The following is a 17,979-nucleotide window of genomic DNA, read 5'->3' on the forward strand; positions in this document are numbered from 1 at the left end:
AACTGATCTTATGTCTGAAAAAGCACCTGCGGCTGTCGCCGCGCTTAAACCCCGATACCCTAAAAGTATTCCTTTTATTATAGGGAACGAAGCTGCCGAGCGTTTCAGCTTTTATGGTATGCGGTCTATATTGGCTACTTTTTTGGTGGCGCAATTTTTTAACCCAACATTAAACCCGGCGCTGCAAACAGTAGCCGAGGCTAAGGCTAATGAGAGTACGCACTTTTTTGTCACCCTTGCTTATACGCTGCCATTTGTTGGTGGATTGGTTGCCGACTGGTTTACCGGTAAATACAAGATCATTTTATGGATCTCTATTGTTTATTGTTTTGGGCACTTATTCCTGGCTGTGTTTGATAGTAATCTTAATGGCTTTATATTCGGCCTGGTGCTGGTTGCTGTTGGTGCCGGTGGGATAAAATCATGCGTATCTGCCAACGTGGGCGATCAGTTTGATAAAACCAACCAGGTATTGTTATCAAAGGTTTATGGCTGGTTTTATTTTAGTATCAACTCTGGTTCTGTAATAGCTACCATCATGATTCCTTGGGTGTATAAAAATTACGGTGCACAATGGGCATTCGGCATTCCGGGTATATTAATGGTTTTGGCAACCGCCATTTTCTTTTCGGGCCGAAAGATGTATGTACGCGTGCCCCCTGGTGGCGTAAACAAAAATAATTTTGTGTTTATCTCTGTATACGCTTTACTCAATATAGGCAAAAAGCAAAAAGGGCACGCCCTGCTTGATGTTGCCAAAGGAGAGTTTAATCCCGAAAAAGTTGAAGGCGTTAAAGCTGTTTATCGCGTAATGGCCGTTTTTATATTTGCACCTATTTTTTGGGCAATGTGGGATCAAAACTTATCTGAATGGGTGTTACAAGCTGAAAAACTTGACAGGCACATTGACCTTGGGTTTACGAGCTTTACTATACTGGCTGGTCAGGTGCAAACTTTCAACCCGGTGTTTTTGCTGACTTTTATCCCTTTGTTTACTTACTTTTTATATCCCTTTTTAGACAAGATAGGCATTAAAACCACACCACTGCGCCGTATAGGTGCAGGTTTGGCGCTCACCGCTTTGTCTTTTGTTATTATAGCATTTGTACAGGAGCGTGTTGATGCAGGGGCACATCCTTCTGTTTGGTGGCAGGTGTTTGCTTATATAGTGTTGTCGGCTGCTGAGGTTTTAGTATCAATAACCGGTTTGGAATATGCTTACACGCAGGCGCCTAAATCAATGAAAAGTACCATGACCGCCATTTGGTTACTTACCGTTGCCTGTGGCAACTTATTTGACGCCCTGGTTAATGGCAATATTGCTAAAGGTGGTTTCTTTGCAAAATTTGTAGGGGCCGATTTTTATTGGCTATTTGTAGGGATCTGTACGGCATTTCTGGTAGCTTTTATGATCATATCGCCGCGATTAAAAGAGCGCAACTATATTAATGACCCTGACGTTGAGCCCGATAACAAGGTAATTGCAGATACCAATAATTTATAAGGCACTTTTACCGTTATAAAACAGGAGCTGGATATGGCTCCTGTTTTTTTATTTTTTATAGCCGCTATTTCTGTTATTTTAGCCGAAGTTTAAAGCTGCATTATCTAAATTAATAAGTGCCTGATAGCTTAGTTATTATCCCCACCTATAATGAGCGCGAGAACATCGAACGGATGATCCGTAAGATATTTTCTTTGCCTCATGATTTCCATATACTTATAATTGACGACGGCTCGCCTGATGGTACCAATATTATAGTCAAATCAATAAGAAACGTTTACCCCGATTCTTTATTTATAGAGGAACGCAATGGCAAACAGGGGCTTGGCACCGCTTATATCCATGGATTTAAATGGGCCCTTGCGCATAAATATGATTATATATTTGAGATGGATGCCGACTTTTCTCACAATCCGGAGGACCTGCTTCGTTTACGAAGAGCATGTGTTGAAGGGGCGGATGTTACCGTAGGTTCGCGTTACATTAAAGGCGTTAACGTAGTAAACTGGCCCATGAGCAGGGTATTAATGAGCTACTTTGCCTCTGTTTATGTACGTTTTATCACCGGCGTTAATATACAGGACTTTACCGCTGGCTTTATGTGTTATAAACGTAGTGTTTTAGAAACCATAGACCTGGATAGGATAAAGTTTGTGGGTTACGCTTTTCAGATAGAAATGAAATACACAGCCGTAAGACATGGGTTTAGCGTTAACGAAATCGCCATTATATTTACCGATCGCACCGCGGGCACTTCTAAAATGTCAAAAGGTATATTTAAGGAAGCTTTTATGGGTGTTATACAGATGCGTATCAATGCAATGTTCAGAAAGTATCCCGAAGGGTGATTTTTATTGCGGACATCGGATTTTCCATTTCGGATTTTTTTCTTGTAATACTGTTTTTTCATTCCTAAAATTTGTGGTTACAGATATTTTACTGACTATCAAGGCTACATGTCAAATTCGATATTGAACATTCTAAATTCGAAATAAAAAATACTAATTTAGTTGGCAAAATGAACGAGAACTTAGATCCGAGCCGGGAACACCTTACTTCTGCCGAACGCGATATCGAGAAAGTATTGCGGCCACAGGTTTTTGAGGATTTTACCGGTCAGCATAAAATTTTAGCCAACTTAAGAGTTTTTGTACAAGCTGCGCGGCAACGTGGCGAGGCGCTTGACCATGTTTTATTGCACGGGCCACCGGGTTTAGGAAAAACAACCCTTTCGCACATTATTGCTAACGAGATGGGTGTTGGTATAAAAATAACCTCCGGCCCGGTATTAGATAAACCCGGCGACCTGGCCGGTTTGTTAACTAACCTTGAAAGCGGCGATATATTATTTATTGACGAGATACACCGTTTAAGCCCGCTGGTTGAAGAGTATCTATACTCGGCAATGGAAGACTTCAAGATAGATATTATGCTGGAGAGCGGCCCTAATGCCCGCTCGGTACAGTTATCATTAAATCCATTCACTTTGGTTGGAGCCACCACCCGCTCCGGTTTACTTACAGCGCCGTTGCGGGCCCGTTTTGGTATAAATTCAAGGTTGGAGTATTATGATGCCAAGTTACTTACCACCATTATTTTGCGTTCATCTTCCATATTAAAAACTCCTATTAGCGATGAGGGGGCCTATGAGATTGCCCGGCGGAGCCGTGGTACACCGCGTATTGCGAATGCATTGCTGCGCCGCACCCGCGACTTTGCCCAGATAAAAGGAGACGGCAATATTGACACCGTTATAGCCAAATACGCCCTTAACGCCTTAAATGTTGACGAGCACGGTTTGGATGAAATGGACAACAAAATATTGACAACGATTATAGATAAATTTAAAGGCGGCCCTGTTGGTCTTAAAACCATCGCTACGGCCGTTGGAGAAGATGAAGGAACCATAGAGGAAGTTTACGAACCATTTTTGATACAGGAAGGCTTTTTAATGCGTACTGCCCGCGGCCGCGAAGCTACCGAGAGTGCTTACAAACATTTGGGCAGGATAAAGCCGGGCGGTACTCCTTCTTTATTTTAAAACAACCCATCATTTAATTTAACTAAGAAACTTAAAATATATTTGTGGCCTGCAAAAACTTTACAGGCAGTTTTTTATTATATCTACTATGTTAAAATCTTACCACCTACTGCTAACTGCAACCCTTTTGCTTGCAATGTCATGTCAGTCAAAATCAGAAAAAAGCGCTTCTTTGGGCGATACTACTGTGCCAGTCAACACAGAAGTGGCGGAGCAAGCTCCCGCTCCTTCAGGGCCTGTAAAAATTGATAAAAACGCCATTATGGCGCGCAAACAAGTGCCCATTCTGTGTTACCACCAAATACGAGACTGGCGCCCGAAAGATTCTAAAAACGCTAAAGACTATATTGTACCGGTAGCTGATTTTAAAGCAAAGATAAAAAGCCTGGCCGATAGCGGTTACCACACAATATTGCCCGATCAGTTATATGCTTACTTAACTACAGGTGCAGCACTGCCAAGCAAGCCCATTATGCTGACCTTTGATGATACCGACCTGGATCAGTTTACTATTGCCGCGCCGGAATTGAAAAAATATGGTTTTAAGGCTGTTTATTTTATTATGACGGTGTCAATTGGCAGACCTAATTACATGAACAACGATCAGATAAAAAAACTATCTGATGATGGCAATGTAATTGGTAGCCATACCTGGGACCACCACCGCTTTGATCGATTATCGCATACATCATCGCTTAAAATTTTAGGTAAAAACGGCAAGATCACCCTCAAACCTACTGATGACTGGGTTACGCAATTAGACAAACCCACTGCAAAGCTGGAAGAAATAACGGGGAAAAAGATAAATTACTTTGCTTTCCCTTTTGGCCTATGGAATGCAGAGAATTTACCGGAGCTGCATAAACGTGGGTTTAAAATGGCCTTCCAATTAGCAGAAAAGCGCGACCCGAACGATCCACTGATGACTGTTCGCCGTATTTTAGACAGCGGATACTGGAGTACCAAGACATTGCATAACGCTATTAAAAATAGCTATTAGCTCAACGCCCTCTAAAGGGGGTGTCTATAAAAATATAGAGCCGCGTTTTAACCAACGCGGCTTTTTTGTTTATTGTGCGCCACAACACTATCTAAAATAAAACATGTTGACGACACAATCGGGGTATTTGCCTACACAACTACCCATGTTGTCTAATATACACTAACCCCCACTTAACTTTTTGTTTTTCAGTCAGTCATAGAGGTGTATTTAAAATAACTAACAAATATTCACCCGTAATAAAAAGACAATGAAAACTAAATTCACAACAATCATCGCAACTGTATCTTTATTAATAAGCACTACCACCCTTACTTTTGCCAATACTAAAGCCGACAACGGCGCTGTTATTTTAACAGAAGTAGGCCCGATCAGCAAAATTGAAGCGAGTGGAAATGTAGAGGTTTATATAACTAACGGCAAAGAAGACGGCGTAAAAATTTACAATGATTACTACGGCGACAACGCCAGGGTTCAAAACGAAAATGGAGTACTGCGCATAGCATCTTACAAAACCGATGCGCTGGTTGTAATTGTTACTGTTACCGACTTACGTGCCATTACTGCGAATGATAACGCTATTGTTAAATCATATAAAGGAATTCTTTCTGCTTTATCACTTAATATTCAATTAAACGACAATTCGGTTGCTTCATTAGATGTTGATGCTGTTGCCGCTAATATTGTGGTGAATGACGAGGCTAAAGCCGACTTATCAGGAATGGTTGAAAACTATCATTTAGATTACAGCAAAACATCAACTATAAATAAAACTGATCTGGATGCTTATACCAGCACAGAGCGCGAAATTGTTCAGCCAAAACTTTTACTTACTGCAAAAGGCATTACGGTAAACGCAAGTTTATAATATATAAAATGGAAAAGCCCCTCAGCGCTATGCTAGGTGCTTTTCCATTTATTGTATTTACAGGTTCTCTCCCTTGGGGCCATCGCCTTTATTGGATGAGGCCGCCTCATCTTCGCTTTTATCATCCTCTACAACATCTTCCGGGGCATCAACATCTGCGGCTTCGGGGGTAATCGTAGGTACCCTAACTTCATCGGGTTTGTTCTGTATATTAGTACCTTCTTCCTGCTCCAGCATATTATCGCCGTCTTTATTGGTTACAGAATTATCGTCGTTAGTGATCTGTTCGTCTATCGGATCATTATTTAAGTTTTCCATGGTAGTTTGTTTATAGGTTAACAATGGTTTAAATGCTGTGTTTTTAAATTGTGCTATCTTTGCTTAAATGCAGCAAGACCGGTCGGCATATAGCAAACTAATCAAAGATGAGGCCAAAAAGCTGGGCTTTATGTTTTGCGGTATTGCCAAAGCAGAGTTTTTAGAACGAGAAGCCCCGCGCCTGGAAGCCTGGCTGAAAGCGGGCATGCACGGCAACATGCAATACATGGAAAACTACTTTGATAAACGCCTTGATCCACGTTTGCTGGTAGATGGCGCCAAATCGGTTATTTCGCTGGCACTTAATTACTATACTGATACTGCGCAGTCAGACCCGCTTGCGCCTAAGATCTCAAAGTATGCATACGGGCAAGATTATCATACCGTAATAAAAGATAAGCTAAAGCATTTATTAGCCACAATCAATGAAAAGATAGGCGAAGTTGGCGGTCGTGCTTTTGTTGATTCTGCCCCGGTGCTGGACAAGGCATGGGCAAAAAAGGCAGGTATTGGCTGGATTGGTAAAAACAGTAATTTGCTTAACAAAAACGCCGGTTCGTTCTTCTTTTTAGCAGAACTGATAGTGGATATAGAGCTGGAATATGATGTTGAACCCACTGCCGACCATTGTGGCACCTGTACCCGCTGCATAGACGCCTGCCCTACCGATGCCATAGTTGGCCCTTACGTGGTGGATGGCAGCAGGTGTATATCTTACCTCACCATCGAACTCAAAGACGAGCTACCTACAGAGTTTAAAGGCAAAATGGACAACTGGATGTTTGGCTGCGATATTTGTCAGGATGTTTGCCCCTGGAATAAATTTTCTGTTCTGCATACCGAACCTGCCTTTGATCCCCACCCTGATCTGATAGGGTTGAGACGGGAAGATATTGCCGAAATTACAGAAGAAATTTTCCAAAAGGTATTTCAAAAATCGGCGGTTAAACGGACAAAATTTGCTGGGCTTAAACGTAATATTGAGTTTTTAAAGCCAATGTAATCCACCATATCAGCGCGGGTGTTGCAAAAAATAAACGTTCCCTTAAAATAAAAATTGAAATACCTGTATATCAAATGTTTAACTTTTTTGCCGTGGAAAATCCGAACCAATAAATTTAGCCACAAACTACTAAATTGTTTGTTATCAGCTAAATAGAAAATAACCAATCAGTTTTCTGTGAAACACTTTAGCAACAGAATAGCAACACTTTTGCAACAATTTGCAAGGTTATTTTTTCAGGACGCAGGCTCCCAGATTAAATAAACGTTAAATTTTTTCACTAAAGAGAAATTTGTCAATAATTATCCGTACTTTGTAACTTTATTAATAAAAAATACAATGCAACAAGGAACAGTAAAATTTTTTAACGACACAAAAGGTTTCGGATTTATTACACCAAATGATGGTGGAGCCGAAATATTTGTTCATTCTTCAGGTCTGATTGACAATATTCGCGAGAATAACGCTGTTAGTTTTGACATTGAGCAGGGCCGCAAAGGACCAAACGCAGTAAATGTAAAAGTAGCTTAACTTACTATAAAAATTATTGTGAAGCATCTTCCCTAACAGGAAGATGTTTTTTTTTGTTAATAACACTACAGCGCCTTATTTGCACAAACAACTACCATGAAAGAAAAAGAAATAAAGAACGAAGACCTTAAAATAGAATTAAGAACCCTAACCAAAGATGATTATTTGGGCTTAAAGGCCTCCATGATAGAAGCTTACTCTGAATGGGAAGGTGCTTCCTATTGGGGTGAAACACACATCAGCAAACTGGTTGAGATATTTCCCGAAGGGCAAATATGTATTCTGGTTAATGGCGCCATAGCCGGTTGTGCCCTATCGTTAATAGTTGATTATGAAAAATTTGGTGATAACCACACTTACGCACAAATAACAGGCAACTACTCGTTCTCTACCCACGACGAAAAGGGAGATGTACTGTACGGCATTGACTTTTTTGTTCACCCAGATCACAGAGGGATGCGGATAGGCAGAAGGCTTTATGATGCCCGTAAGGAAATATGCGAAAGGCATAACCTGCGTGCTATTATCGCCGGTGGGCGTATACCTAAATATAAAGATTATGCCGACCAACTTACCCCAAAGGCTTACCTTGAAAAAGTAAAAGGAAAAGAAATTCATGACCCCACCCTGTCTTTCCAGTTAGCTAATGATTTTCACGTTAGAAAGATCTTAAAAGGTTATTTGCCCGGCGATACCGAATCGTTGGAGTACGCCTCGCTGTTAGAGTGGAACAACATTTACTACAATGAGGAAGCGGCCCATATCAACTCCAATAAATCTGTAGTGCGCCTTGGGCTGGTACAATGGCAAATGCGACCCTTTGAAAACATGGAGTCGCTTTGCGAGCAAATTGAGTTTTTTGTTGATGTGATAAGCGATTACCAGAGCGACTTTGTGCTGTTCCCTGAGTTGTTTAACGCCCCTTTAATGACGGCCTATAACCACATGAGCGGAGCCGGGGCCATGCGAGAGATTGCTAAATATACCATCCCGCTGCGCGATAAATTTATCGAATACGCCATAAGTTATAACATCAACATTATTACCGGCAGCATGCCCTATCTTGAAAACGGTGTATTGTTAAATATTGGCTATTTATGCCGCCGCGACGGCTCTTATGAAATGTATCGCAAAATTCATCTAACACCAGCGGAAACAAGCGCTTGGGGAATGGTAGGTGGTGACATTATTACTACTTATGATACCGACTGCGGCAAAATAGGCATTTTGATCTGTTACGATGTGGAGTTTCCGGAACTGCCCCGATTGCTGGCGGAACAAGGCATGAGCATCCTGTTTGTACCTTTTATGACTGATACTCAGAACGGGTACACCCGTGTGCGCAGCTGCGCACAGGCCCGCGCCATAGAAAATGAATGCTATGTAGCCATAGCCGGCAGCGTGGGTAATTTGCCAAAAGTGCATAATATGGATATTCAGTATGCGCAATCTGCGGTGTTTACGCCTTCGGATTTTTCGTTCCCCAGTAATGGTATAAAAGCAGAGGCGACACCAAATACCGAGACCACCCTGATAGCTGATGTTGACCTTGATCTGTTAAAGGAACTACACAGCTTTGGCGCAGTAAGAAACTTGAAAGATAGACGTTTGGATATTTATAAGATAGTAAATAAGAGTAAGAAATAGGTTGCCACATAAAGCTTGCGCTCGTCTTCTACGAGCGCAAGCCAGTTACTATATCATTTGCTCTTTCTCTCACGGCCTGCCATTCATTATTTGTTTTGAAACCTTCTGGTGTCCAAAGGTTCGGGGAAATTGCGATTATCCGATTTCTTAAATCTTCGATTTCAGCTGTTTGAAACTCATTTAAAAAGTTTGCGTTACGTAGTTTTTGAAGAGTTATGGGATGAAGAAAAGTATACGAGTCGCCTTCGAGTTCCTTTAAGCAATTATCCAGTTGCTCATCGCCAATATCAATGGCAGGAGCAGCTAACAACAAGGTGTCAACTAACAAATTATATAGTTGTTTTAGATCGATATCAGCCATGATTATATCTCCGCTCAACTAACTTCAATCATACGCCATCACATTTTTATCAGGCGCTATCTGTATCACGTAGTTTTTCTTCATCGGATCGTAAGGAACGTTTTCTGTTTGGGTAATATAAATACTCCCTACATCTTTAAGAACATAGATATTCATATCGCCCATGGTTTCTGTTTTGTGTGGGTACTGCCCTATTGAGCTCATTAATACATCATGCTGCTGTATATCATTGGTGGCCAGCTCCATAAAAAGGCGGCGGCCATCGGCACGCATGGTTAAATTAATATACGTTCCCCTATTAGTGGCTAATGTATACTCGCGTGTTTTCTTTTTTTCGTTTTTTGATTTTTGGATATATCCCTTGCCCAACAACAGGCTATCATCGCGGTTTATGTTGTTGTGTAGCATAAACTGTATTTCTTCGTAGGATATTAGCTTGCCCTGCGCAAAAACCGCATAAGTTAAACACATAAAAATGGTAGTGAAAAGGGTCTTTTTCATATTCGTTACGTTGTTATAGCGTTTAAAATTACATTAAACTTAAACTACATCAAATACAATACGGCACTTAGTTATTAACTTAGCCTACTTTTACATTTGTGTTATGGCAAAAATTGAACTAAGCCGTGTTAGCGGCGATTTTGGCTTTGAAGCCAAAGATGAGAGCGGACATATAGTTAAAATGGACAGCAGCCCGCAAAGCGGAGGGCTTGACTATGGAGTGCGCCCTATGCAGATCTTGTTAATGGGTTTGGCAGGTTGTTCGGCCATTGATGTTATTGCAATATTAAAAAAGCAACGCCAGGAAGTTAAAGATTATAAAATGGTAGTAAATGGTGACCGCGAAGCAGGTGTTGAGCCTTCTTTATGGCAAACTGTTGATATCGAGTTCCATTTATATGGTGATATTGATCCGGATAAGGCAGCCAAAGCGGTAGATCTTTCATTAGGCAAGTATTGCTCCGTGTCTGCAACCTTAGAAAAAGCAGGGGCACAAATTACCTCAAAAGTGTTTATTCACCCGGAAGTAACGGCGTAAGTTTAAAAAACTAAGATGAACTATAAACAAAAATAGCGATGGGTTTAAAACCCATCGCTATTTTTGTTTATGCAAATCGCTTAATCCTCGTAAAAATCGATCAGTGATCCAAAGTAACTATCCGTCCAACCCTCGCTAATATCGTTGTAATCAGCATCGGGTATATTAGTATGGCGTAACTCTACGGACGTTCCGGCTTTATCAGCGTGCAGTTTTATGGTTACGATCGAATCATCAGACTGCCCATCAAAATACCATTGCTGCACAATCTTTTTGCCGGGCTCCAATTCTATATTTTTTCCCACTATGCTGCCATCCCACATAGAAAATTCGCCGCCGGGTGTAGCATCCATTTCGACTGCGTCGCCTGTCCATAATTGAATGGTTGGTGCATTGGTTAAAGCCAGGTACACCTCATCGGGCGAAGCCGGAACTACATAATATTTTTTAAAATCTTTCACGCCCGCAATTTACGGCAAATTATTTTTGTACTGGGCCCAAAGGCCAAACTGTTCTGCCATAAACTTCGTTCAACACCTGGGCAATGCCGGTATAAACAGCAGATGCGCCGCAAACAATGCCTTCGTAACCGGCAAGTTTGCCTATAGTTGCGTTACCAGTAGCACGGCTATAAGCTAATAAAGCAAACAATACTACCAACGATCCAAATACAAACTGCAGTGCCTTACTTAAATGCAGCGTGCCAAAAAATAACAACAAGGTAAACACGCCCCATACACCAAGATAGGCAGCCATAGCAGTATCAGATGTTTTTTCGGCCCAGCCCAGCTTAGGCATAACAAGAAGCCCGACCAACGACAGCCAGAAGAAACCATAAGAGGTAAAGGCGGTAAGACCAAACGTGTTATCCTTTTTAGCTTCAATAACGCCTGCTATAACCTGTGCCAGGCCACCATAAAAAATGCCCATTCCTAATATCATGGAGTTAAGCTCAAAAAAGCCTGCGTTGTGAATGTTAAGCAAAATGGTGGTCATGCCGAAAGCGCACAAACCTAATGGAGCCGGATTGGCTATAGCGTTTGGGGTACTCATAAAAATTGTTACGGTTAAAAGGGTTTATAATTGGTTTACAGTTGCAATTTAGGTATTTAATACAAAATAGCAAACCATGAATAAACAGCCGAATAAACTATATTAATTGGCTATTTTCTCAGGCTTGACCGCAACTCGGCCACCTGCTGCATGTACGACTCGCCTACGGGGATAAGTTTATCGTCAATATAAATTTCAAAGCGGGCCGTTTTGGTAACATAGGCTGTGTTTACAACATATGAGCGCTGTACACGCATAAAGGTGTTTTGAGGCAGTGCATTAAGTGCATCAGTAAGGCTTTGCCGGCACAATAAATTCCTGTCTGGCAATACATAGGTAACGTAATTGCCATCGGCTTCCAGATACCTTATATCACTCAACATCACTCTCTCTTCCTGATAGCCGGTTTTAACAAAAATGTAAGGCAAGGCTTCGCCGCCGCGCATGGTCTTTATCTCCAAAGCTTTATTGCAGGCTTTTAAAAAGCGGATGGACGAAAAGGGCTTTAACAGATAATCTATTGCATTCAATTCAAAACCCTCTACTGCGTGCTCAGAATAAGCCGTTGTAAAAACAACCATGGGCGGCGCGGTAAGGCTGTTCAGCAGGTCTATTCCGTTTATATCGGGCATTTTAATATCCAGAAATATCAGGTCCACCTTGTTTTGCTGCAACCAGGCTATCGCTGTAAAAGCATTGGTAAAAGTGGCCTTAAGGGTTAAAAAAGGCACCTTTTCGGCCAAAATACCAATCAGCTCTACCGCGTCGGGTTCATCATCAATAGCAATTGCGGTTAACAACATTTGGCCAAAGTAAGTATTTCTACCATAATTGCAGGGTAAGCTTTGCGCTGTACTCATCATTTGTTTCTTTAATATCCAGCGTATAACGGTGGGCATAAATAAGTTCTAAACGTTTACGGATGTTTGGCATCCCTATCCCACCCTGAAATTCTTCAGGGTCATGAGCCGATTTTTTGTGTCGCGAGTTGGCCACATGAAAATCCAGTTTACCATTTTCAACCGTTAAACCCACATGGATCCACGATGGCGACCTGTGACTAATGCCATGTTTAAAGGCATTCTCTACAAATGGAATCAACATCATAGGCGCAATGTAAGCGTGCGGTGTGGATACCGTAAGGCTTACGGTGATATCGACACCCTGTGTTTCGTCTACCCGTAAGCGTTGTATGTAGAGGTAATTTTCAAGGTATTGTATTTCCTTTTCAAGCAATATTCGTTCGTGGTTATTTTCACTTAATATAAAGCGCATTATGTCGGCCAGGCGCTGTATCCCTTCGGCAGTGGCTTCGCTCTTTTCGCGATGGGCGGCAGTGTATAAACTATTGAGCGAATTAAATAAAAAGTGCGGGTTTAACTGCGTTCTTAACTGCGAAAGTTCTGCCAGCGTAGCCGATGAAAGGCGCTCCAGCTTTGTTTTGCTCTTAAAGGAATATCGGCGGAGCACTGCTATTACCAGGGCAGCGAAAAGTGTCATGATCAACATCGCTACAAGGTCATTTTCCCTGTTAAACTCAAAATAGCTATAGCATAGCCAAACAACAAGATTGAGGCCCAACCATATAGCCACCAAGCCGGACAGCAAAACATAAAATTTTCCAGAATCTGTCCGCATTAATTCGGGCTTAAACTCCACCGTAATAAACTCCTGCATTAACCATACAATTAATCCCGAGCCGCCGAGGTATAAAACATATCTTAAATTTTCTGTCCAAAGCGGCGTTTGCAAACGCAAAGCCAGGGTAATGAATATCAGCAGCATAGCGAAAAGTAGCAAAGGCAGATAAGTTATAACACGGTAAAACGCGTCAGTTTCGTTTTGCAGCAACAGGCGAAAGCGGTGACATGCGCCAAGCGCCAGTTCAAGCATACCGAACGCTACAAAAACGCCGAAAAGATCTGTAACAAGCGTGCGTAAACGGTAAAGCGAGTAGATCTTTATGCCGTTGGGGTAAAGGTGACGAAACCTTATATCATTAGAATTATAATCAATACCTAAATAATACCTGAAATATTCGCGAAAATAATGGTAAACAAAAAGGGATGTTGCTATAAGAACAATAGAGAGGGTAATCAATAGAAAGATGCGCAGGTTCCACACACGTTTAACAACCCGGGGGATAACGCCTGCATGAAACACCGCCCAGCCGGATAAGAGCAAAATTGAAGCGATAATTATGGGCCATTGAACATGGGTACGAATTAAAAAATCCCCAATGTCATGCTTAACCATAGCTCTGGAGAAATTGAATTCTTTAAATCCGTCTATGTATAACTCTTCCCATTTGTTATAAACTTTAACCAAATACCCGATAACATACAGCGACGCAAGCGCTACCAGTAAAACGGTTTCAACAATTAGCGGATAGTTTCTTTTTTGTTCTATTGGTTCCATGAGGGTAAAACTAAGCCGATTTGATATGCCCATTTAAAAAATGGTTTAAAGTAGCTTAAAAATGAGATGAAACGACCATAAAACTAAGCACCATTTGCAAATTCATGGTGGTTAACCTACATTCGTTTATCCAATTACCAAACAAACCTTATGAAGAAGTTACAATACCTGTTACTTGCTATGGCTGTGTTTACTATTGCAGCATGCACACAACCAACCGCTCAAAAAGAAGAATCAGGCGACCCTGCCGCAGAAAAAGCCGCCGTTGAAAAACGGGTAAATGATTTTACCGCGGCTACAAAATCCGGAAGTCTTGATTCGCTAAATGATTTAACAGCGGATGTGCTGAGTTACGGCCACTCTAATGGCGATATACAGACTAAACGTGGCTTTGTTGATTCGCTGGCTACCAAGAGCTGGAAGTTTTTAGAATTGAACATTACCGACCAAACAATTGATGTGCACGGCAACACCGCCATTGTAAGGCAAAAACTTTTCGGTGTGCACCAAAAGGGAAAGACAGAGCCCGGCAAACTGGCTTTAGGTGTTTTAATGGTTTGGAAAAAAGAACAAGGCAAGTGGGTGGTTTATGCAAGGCAAGGCTTTAAATTATTGCCCCCAAATGATGTGATGGCGGTAAAGTAATTTCCTTAAACAAGGTTTCTTGATAGCACCCTGTTTTAAGTGCTTCGTGCTGGTTATTATACCAACACGCAGTTATTAATCAATACCTTTATAAGGTAAATGACGTTTCTTTTTTAAAACTTAACGGATGAACCGGTTTCCCAATTTTGATCAATAGAAGTAGTAAAACCTGTTGTATTTTGTGTGGTGAAAGCTTTCCCGATTAACGTTGTCACCTGGTTAGCAACCACAGGGACTGAAAGTTGCTTGCTAACAATAACTTTTTGATTGGCATCTAAAAATTTCATGGTGAATCTGTGCGTACCGGGCGATAAAATAATTTCTTTTGAATACCCGGCTTTTCCGGCATAGCTGCCTACATTTATATTGCCATTGTAGGTTTCTTTAGTTGTACCATCCCAAACCATTTTGTTAAGATCATAATAAAATCCTACAGCTTCGAATTCAAAAAGCACACCGTCAACGTTTAACGCCAGAGCATCTTCTATTACAATTTTGAGCTTACCGACAATTCGGTTCAATTTAAGTGACTGACTTGTGTTATTAGGGCCAACGGTCATTTGTCCTTTATACACAAAGCCGTCATATATCATAGAGGCAGTTAACGATGGGTAAAATTTACCCTGGCTAAGTGATGAAAAAATATTCGGATGACCTATAGAAAGATTCTGCATGGCTAAAGTAGCGGGCACGTCCCAATTAGATTCTTCCTGCCCTGCCGTAACAATGCAGGTATAAGTACCTGCTGCCAAGGTATCCACAAAAGTGCCTAATGTGCTTTTTGCCAGCGGTATTGAATTCTGGCGCTCCTTTAATCGGGTTACTGCGGTTGGGTTTTGGGCGTACTGTTGCAGTCGGCTAACCACATTACCCTGGCTGTCATAAGCGGTATAAGTGAGGAGTGAAAGAGGATAAGACATCAACGGCGCGCTTGTTGCAAGCGTTTTGATTGACGAGGACTGTAAATCGCTTATACTTGATGAAAATCCGGATGTGCTAAAGCTTATCGGGTACTTTTTTACAGCCGTATCTTTCGGCGTAACTGTCTTTATACTGATCTTTTGGCAGGAAGCGAAGAACAAAACAAGTAATCCAAGGCAAAATAAATTCTTCATGAGTGTGATAAGATTAATCGGCGCAAAGGTATTCATTTTGTGTTAGTTGAACAATTGTATTCAAAGATTTACCCGCAGTTGGTAGTTTCCAAGTTATGGACGAGTATGTCTGTAGCCTTTGACTATAGTATAGTGTTTATAACATACAGGTGTTAGCAGCTGCTTTTGTAAGCATGGCCAAAAAAGAATAAATTCACCTGCATCTTAAACTTCATAATTAACTTATAGTGAAATACTTATGTATAAATATTTTACATTTTGCGGGATTATGTTTACTTTTTACAACATCCTTTTTTCGCTTTTAACAATATTTAACACCGCTTAACATAACATTGGCTTAACCATTCCCCTATTTTTATATTTTTGCATGGGTTTTTATCAACCTGCCCTATAAATGGACATATCAGTAGTAGTACCTTTATATAACGAAGTAGAATCATTACCCGAACTAACCTCATGGATAAGCCGGGTGATGGACGAGAATCATTTTACTTACGAGATCGTTCTGGTGGATGATGGCAGTAACGATGGCTCCTGGGATATGATCAATAAACTGCGCTTAAATAATCAGTTTATAACGGGCGTAAGGTTTAGGCGCAACTATGGCAAATCGGCCGCATTGAACACCGGCTTTGAAAAAGCCCAGGGCGATGTAATAATTACCATGGATGCCGACCTGCAGGATAGCCCGGATGAGATCCCTGCGCTATACCGCCGCATCACCGACGATAAATACGACCTGGTATCAGGCTGGAAAGCTAAGCGTTATGACCCCTTGAGTAAAACCATACCAACCAAGGTTTACAACTGGGCCACCCGCAAAATGTCGGGCATAGATAACCTGCACGACTTTAACTGCGGATTGAAAGCCTACCGCAAGGCCGTGGTTAAGAATATAGAGGTTTATGGCGAAATGCACCGTTACGTGCCCGTAATTGCCAAATGGGCGGGCTTCACCAAAATTGGCGAGCAAGTGGTTGAGCACCGCGCGCGTAAATACGGCACAACGAAGTTTGGTATGAGCCGGTTTATTAATGGACTTTTAGATCTGCTGTCGATATTCTTTGTTGGCAAGTTTGGTAAACGGCCTATGCACTTTTTCGGCACAATGGGCACCCTTAGTTTTTTTACTGGTACCATTATAGCAATATGGCTCATTGCAAATAAGCTTTATGATATAGCTCATCATATTAAAATAACCCGCGATGTAACTGATCAGCCGCTGTTTTATATAGCCCTTGTGGCTATCATATTGGGTTCTCAATTATTTCTAACGGGCTTCGTTGCCGAGTTAGTTGCCCGCAGCGCGCCCGACCGTAACAGGTATCAAATTGATGATGTAATATAACCGGATGTGCAGACATGCAATTGCCCATACGTGCAAATGAACTTTTACGTTTAACTCTTATTAAACAATCTGCATATTTGCACATCTGCACATTAAAAAAATGTTTTTCTCCGTAATCATCCCCTTATATAATCGCCCGCAGGAGATCAAAGAACTGCTGGAAACACTGGTGCAGCAAACCTATAAAAAGTTTGAGGTTTTGGTTATTGAGGATGGTTCAAAACTCGACGCATCGGATATCGTAAAAGACTTTACCGATCAACTTGATGTGCATTATTATGTTAAAGAAAACGGCGGCCAGGGTTTTGCCCGCAACTACGCCTTTGAGCGCGCCAAAGGCGATTACTTTGTAATATTTGATTCAGACTGCCTGATACCGGAAGATTACTTCCAGATAGTTAACGATTCACTCATCACAAACTGGCTGGATGCCTATGGTGGGCCCGATGCCGCACATGATAGCTTCACTCCTACTCAGAAAGCCATCAGCTATGCCATGACCTCGCCGTTCACAACAGGAGGCATCAGGGGTAATAAAAAGGCTATTGGCGGGCAGTTCCACCCGCGCAGTTTTAATATGGGTATTTCGCGACAGGCCTGGCAAAAGGCTGGTGGGTTTAAGATAACCCGCCTGGGCGAAGATATAGAGTACAGTATCCGCATACATTCCTTAGGATTTAAGATCGGCTTAATCCCCGAAGCCAAAGTTTATCATAAACGCCGAACCAGTTTGCTGCAATTTTATAAGCAGATCCACTTTTTTGGTCGCGCACGTATCAACATATATAAGTTTTTTCCCGACACGTTGAAATTGGTACATTTCTTCCCTGCAGCTTTTACTATTTTCCTTGTAATTATGATATTGAGCAATATATTTTACCTCCCACTGGGCATAATATTCGATATTATATTGGCGGTAATAATTATGTTGATATTTTTTCACGCTTGGTGGAAAAACAAATCTTTAAAAATCGCATTTTTGGGAGTGGTGGCCTCCTTTATTCAGTTAACAGCATACGGTTTGGGCTTTATGCAAGACTTTTGGAAGCGCATTGTGTTAAAAAAGCAAATACCTACAGTATAATATA

General features: G+C 41.4%; 20 protein-coding genes. 12 read left to right on the top strand and 8 right to left on the bottom strand.

Features of this window, described 5'->3' with window-relative positions:
• Window positions 1–10 precede the first annotated feature (10 nt).
• The 5 genes from ACVW2L_RS09525 (at window position 11) to ACVW2L_RS09545 (ending at window position 5,413) form a co-directional block, all read left to right on the top strand.
• Window positions 11–1,504 carry a POT family MFS transporter gene (locus ACVW2L_RS09525; protein WP_457127726.1) on the top strand — a complete coding sequence of 498 codons (1,494 nt, stop codon included), beginning with the start codon at window positions 11–13 and terminating at the stop codon, window positions 1,502–1,504.
• A 116-nt stretch (window positions 1,505–1,620) separates the two neighbouring features.
• Window positions 1,621–2,352 carry a polyprenol monophosphomannose synthase gene (locus ACVW2L_RS09530; protein WP_457127727.1) on the top strand — a complete coding sequence of 244 codons (732 nt, stop codon included), beginning with the start codon at window positions 1,621–1,623 and terminating at the stop codon, window positions 2,350–2,352.
• Between the two features lie 170 nt (window positions 2,353–2,522).
• Window positions 2,523–3,545, top strand: a complete 1,023-nt coding sequence (gene ruvB, locus ACVW2L_RS09535; RefSeq protein ID WP_457127728.1) for a Holliday junction branch migration DNA helicase RuvB — start codon at window positions 2,523–2,525, stop codon at window positions 3,543–3,545.
• 136 nt (window positions 3,546–3,681) lie between these two features.
• Window positions 3,682–4,545 carry a polysaccharide deacetylase family protein gene (locus tag ACVW2L_RS09540; RefSeq protein WP_457127729.1) on the top strand — a complete coding sequence of 288 codons (864 nt, stop codon included), beginning with the start codon at window positions 3,682–3,684 and terminating at the stop codon, window positions 4,543–4,545.
• Window positions 4,546–4,795: 250 nt separating this feature from the next.
• On the top strand, window positions 4,796–5,413 hold the full coding sequence (locus tag ACVW2L_RS09545; protein WP_457127730.1) for a GIN domain-containing protein: 618 nt from the start codon (window positions 4,796–4,798) through the stop codon (window positions 5,411–5,413).
• 57 nt (window positions 5,414–5,470) lie between these two features.
• Here the strand turns inward: ACVW2L_RS09545 and ACVW2L_RS09550 are convergent, their stop codons facing one another.
• Window positions 5,471–5,731, bottom strand: coding sequence for a hypothetical protein (locus tag ACVW2L_RS09550; protein ID WP_457127731.1), 261 nt, complete (start codon window positions 5,729–5,731; stop codon window positions 5,471–5,473).
• 67 nt (window positions 5,732–5,798) lie between these two features.
• Between ACVW2L_RS09550 and queG the strand changes: the two genes are divergently transcribed.
• From queG to ACVW2L_RS09565, 3 genes are all read left to right on the top strand, one after another.
• A complete protein-coding gene (gene queG / locus ACVW2L_RS09555; protein WP_457127732.1) occupies window positions 5,799–6,734 on the top strand; it encodes a tRNA epoxyqueuosine(34) reductase QueG in 936 nt (311 codons plus the stop codon).
• 339 nt (window positions 6,735–7,073) lie between these two features.
• Complete coding sequence (locus ACVW2L_RS09560; protein WP_457127733.1) at window positions 7,074–7,265, top strand: cold-shock protein; 192 nt, start codon at window positions 7,074–7,076, stop codon at window positions 7,263–7,265.
• Window positions 7,266–7,361: 96 nt separating this feature from the next.
• Window positions 7,362–8,912 (top strand): GNAT family N-acetyltransferase, encoded by a 1,551-nt coding sequence (locus ACVW2L_RS09565; RefSeq protein WP_457127734.1) that lies wholly within the window; start codon window positions 7,362–7,364, stop codon window positions 8,910–8,912.
• A 28-nt stretch (window positions 8,913–8,940) separates the two neighbouring features.
• Here ACVW2L_RS09565 and ACVW2L_RS09570 read toward each other — a convergent pair whose 3' ends face one another.
• Both ACVW2L_RS09570 and ACVW2L_RS09575 read right to left on the bottom strand, forming a co-directional pair.
• The gene (locus tag ACVW2L_RS09570; RefSeq protein WP_457127735.1) at window positions 8,941–9,273 is read right to left on the bottom strand and encodes a hypothetical protein; all 333 of its coding nucleotides are present in this window, start codon (window positions 9,271–9,273) and stop codon (window positions 8,941–8,943) included.
• Between the two features lie 24 nt (window positions 9,274–9,297).
• Window positions 9,298–9,774 carry a hypothetical protein gene (locus ACVW2L_RS09575; protein ID WP_457127736.1) on the bottom strand — a complete coding sequence of 159 codons (477 nt, stop codon included), beginning with the start codon at window positions 9,772–9,774 and terminating at the stop codon, window positions 9,298–9,300.
• Between the two features lie 103 nt (window positions 9,775–9,877).
• On the opposite strand from ACVW2L_RS09575, the gene ACVW2L_RS09580 reads away from it, so the two are divergent.
• Entirely contained in the window at window positions 9,878–10,312 is a 435-nt protein-coding gene (locus ACVW2L_RS09580) for an OsmC family protein (RefSeq protein ID WP_457127737.1), read from the top strand.
• A gap of 80 nt (window positions 10,313–10,392) precedes the next feature.
• Here ACVW2L_RS09580 and ACVW2L_RS09585 read toward each other — a convergent pair whose 3' ends face one another.
• The 4 genes from ACVW2L_RS09585 to ACVW2L_RS09600 all read right to left on the bottom strand — a co-directional run bounded on the left by ACVW2L_RS09585 (window position 10,393) and on the right by ACVW2L_RS09600 (window position 13,783).
• The gene (locus tag ACVW2L_RS09585; protein WP_457127738.1) at window positions 10,393–10,773 is read right to left on the bottom strand and encodes an SRPBCC domain-containing protein; all 381 of its coding nucleotides are present in this window, start codon (window positions 10,771–10,773) and stop codon (window positions 10,393–10,395) included.
• Window positions 10,774–10,792: 19 nt separating this feature from the next.
• On the bottom strand, window positions 10,793–11,365 hold the full coding sequence (locus tag ACVW2L_RS09590) for an acetate uptake transporter (protein ID WP_457127739.1): 573 nt from the start codon (window positions 11,363–11,365) through the stop codon (window positions 10,793–10,795).
• A 110-nt stretch (window positions 11,366–11,475) separates the two neighbouring features.
• Entirely contained in the window at window positions 11,476–12,264 is a 789-nt protein-coding gene (locus tag ACVW2L_RS09595) for a LytR/AlgR family response regulator transcription factor (protein ID WP_457127740.1), read from the bottom strand.
• Window positions 12,188–13,783, bottom strand: coding sequence for a sensor histidine kinase (locus ACVW2L_RS09600; protein WP_457127741.1), 1,596 nt, complete (start codon window positions 13,781–13,783; stop codon window positions 12,188–12,190). The genes ACVW2L_RS09595 and ACVW2L_RS09600 overlap by 77 nt, the downstream gene beginning before the upstream one ends.
• Before the next feature lie 150 nt (window positions 13,784–13,933).
• Here ACVW2L_RS09600 and ACVW2L_RS09605 point away from each other — a divergent pair, with 150 nt between their 5' ends.
• Window positions 13,934–14,428 (top strand): nuclear transport factor 2 family protein, encoded by a 495-nt coding sequence (locus tag ACVW2L_RS09605; RefSeq protein ID WP_457127742.1) that lies wholly within the window; start codon window positions 13,934–13,936, stop codon window positions 14,426–14,428.
• A gap of 113 nt (window positions 14,429–14,541) precedes the next feature.
• Here ACVW2L_RS09605 and ACVW2L_RS09610 read toward each other — a convergent pair whose 3' ends face one another.
• Window positions 14,542–15,543 carry a FimB/Mfa2 family fimbrial subunit gene (locus tag ACVW2L_RS09610; protein ID WP_457127743.1) on the bottom strand — a complete coding sequence of 334 codons (1,002 nt, stop codon included), beginning with the start codon at window positions 15,541–15,543 and terminating at the stop codon, window positions 14,542–14,544.
• 394 nt (window positions 15,544–15,937) lie between these two features.
• On the opposite strand from ACVW2L_RS09610, the gene ACVW2L_RS09615 reads away from it, so the two are divergent.
• Window positions 15,938–16,891 carry a glycosyltransferase family 2 protein gene (locus tag ACVW2L_RS09615; RefSeq protein ID WP_457127744.1) on the top strand — a complete coding sequence of 318 codons (954 nt, stop codon included), beginning with the start codon at window positions 15,938–15,940 and terminating at the stop codon, window positions 16,889–16,891.
• A gap of 100 nt (window positions 16,892–16,991) precedes the next feature.
• Complete coding sequence (locus ACVW2L_RS09620; RefSeq protein WP_457127745.1) at window positions 16,992–17,975, top strand: glycosyltransferase; 984 nt, start codon at window positions 16,992–16,994, stop codon at window positions 17,973–17,975.
• Window positions 17,976–17,979 lie beyond the last annotated feature (4 nt).

Source organism: Mucilaginibacter sp. HD30 (assembly GCF_054061755.1).

Bases quoted from the DNA above. Each gene is read 5' to 3' on its own strand.
- ACVW2L_RS09595 (WP_457127740.1), bottom strand. From the start codon at position 12,264: ATGCCCACCGTTATACGCTGGATATTAAAGAAACAAATGATGAGTACA.
- ACVW2L_RS09525 (WP_457127726.1), top strand. From the start codon at position 11: ATGTCTGAAAAAGCACCTGCGGCTGTCGCCGCGCTTAAACCCCGATAC.
- ACVW2L_RS09615 (WP_457127744.1), top strand. From the start codon at position 15,938: ATGGACATATCAGTAGTAGTACCTTTATATAACGAAGTAGAATCATTA.
- ACVW2L_RS09540 (WP_457127729.1), top strand. From the start codon at position 3,682: ATGTCATGTCAGTCAAAATCAGAAAAAAGCGCTTCTTTGGGCGATACT.
- ACVW2L_RS09550 (WP_457127731.1), bottom strand. From the start codon at position 5,731: ATGGAAAACTTAAATAATGATCCGATAGACGAACAGATCACTAACGAC.
- ACVW2L_RS09575 (WP_457127736.1), bottom strand. From the start codon at position 9,774: ATGAAAAAGACCCTTTTCACTACCATTTTTATGTGTTTAACTTATGCG.
- ACVW2L_RS09605 (WP_457127742.1), top strand. From the start codon at position 13,934: ATGAAGAAGTTACAATACCTGTTACTTGCTATGGCTGTGTTTACTATT.
- queG (WP_457127732.1), top strand. From the start codon at position 5,799: ATGCAGCAAGACCGGTCGGCATATAGCAAACTAATCAAAGATGAGGCC.
- ACVW2L_RS09565 (WP_457127734.1), top strand. From the start codon at position 7,362: ATGAAAGAAAAAGAAATAAAGAACGAAGACCTTAAAATAGAATTAAGA.
- ACVW2L_RS09560 (WP_457127733.1), top strand. From the start codon at position 7,074: ATGCAACAAGGAACAGTAAAATTTTTTAACGACACAAAAGGTTTCGGA.
- ACVW2L_RS09590 (WP_457127739.1), bottom strand. From the start codon at position 11,365: ATGAGTACCCCAAACGCTATAGCCAATCCGGCTCCATTAGGTTTGTGC.
- ACVW2L_RS09570 (WP_457127735.1), bottom strand. From the start codon at position 9,273: ATGGCTGATATCGATCTAAAACAACTATATAATTTGTTAGTTGACACC.
- ACVW2L_RS09580 (WP_457127737.1), top strand. From the start codon at position 9,878: ATGGCAAAAATTGAACTAAGCCGTGTTAGCGGCGATTTTGGCTTTGAA.
- ACVW2L_RS09620 (WP_457127745.1), top strand. From the start codon at position 16,992: ATGTTTTTCTCCGTAATCATCCCCTTATATAATCGCCCGCAGGAGATC.
- ACVW2L_RS09545 (WP_457127730.1), top strand. From the start codon at position 4,796: ATGAAAACTAAATTCACAACAATCATCGCAACTGTATCTTTATTAATA.
- ACVW2L_RS09610 (WP_457127743.1), bottom strand. From the start codon at position 15,543: ATGAAGAATTTATTTTGCCTTGGATTACTTGTTTTGTTCTTCGCTTCC.
- ruvB (WP_457127728.1), top strand. From the start codon at position 2,523: ATGAACGAGAACTTAGATCCGAGCCGGGAACACCTTACTTCTGCCGAA.
- ACVW2L_RS09600 (WP_457127741.1), bottom strand. From the start codon at position 13,783: ATGGAACCAATAGAACAAAAAAGAAACTATCCGCTAATTGTTGAAACC.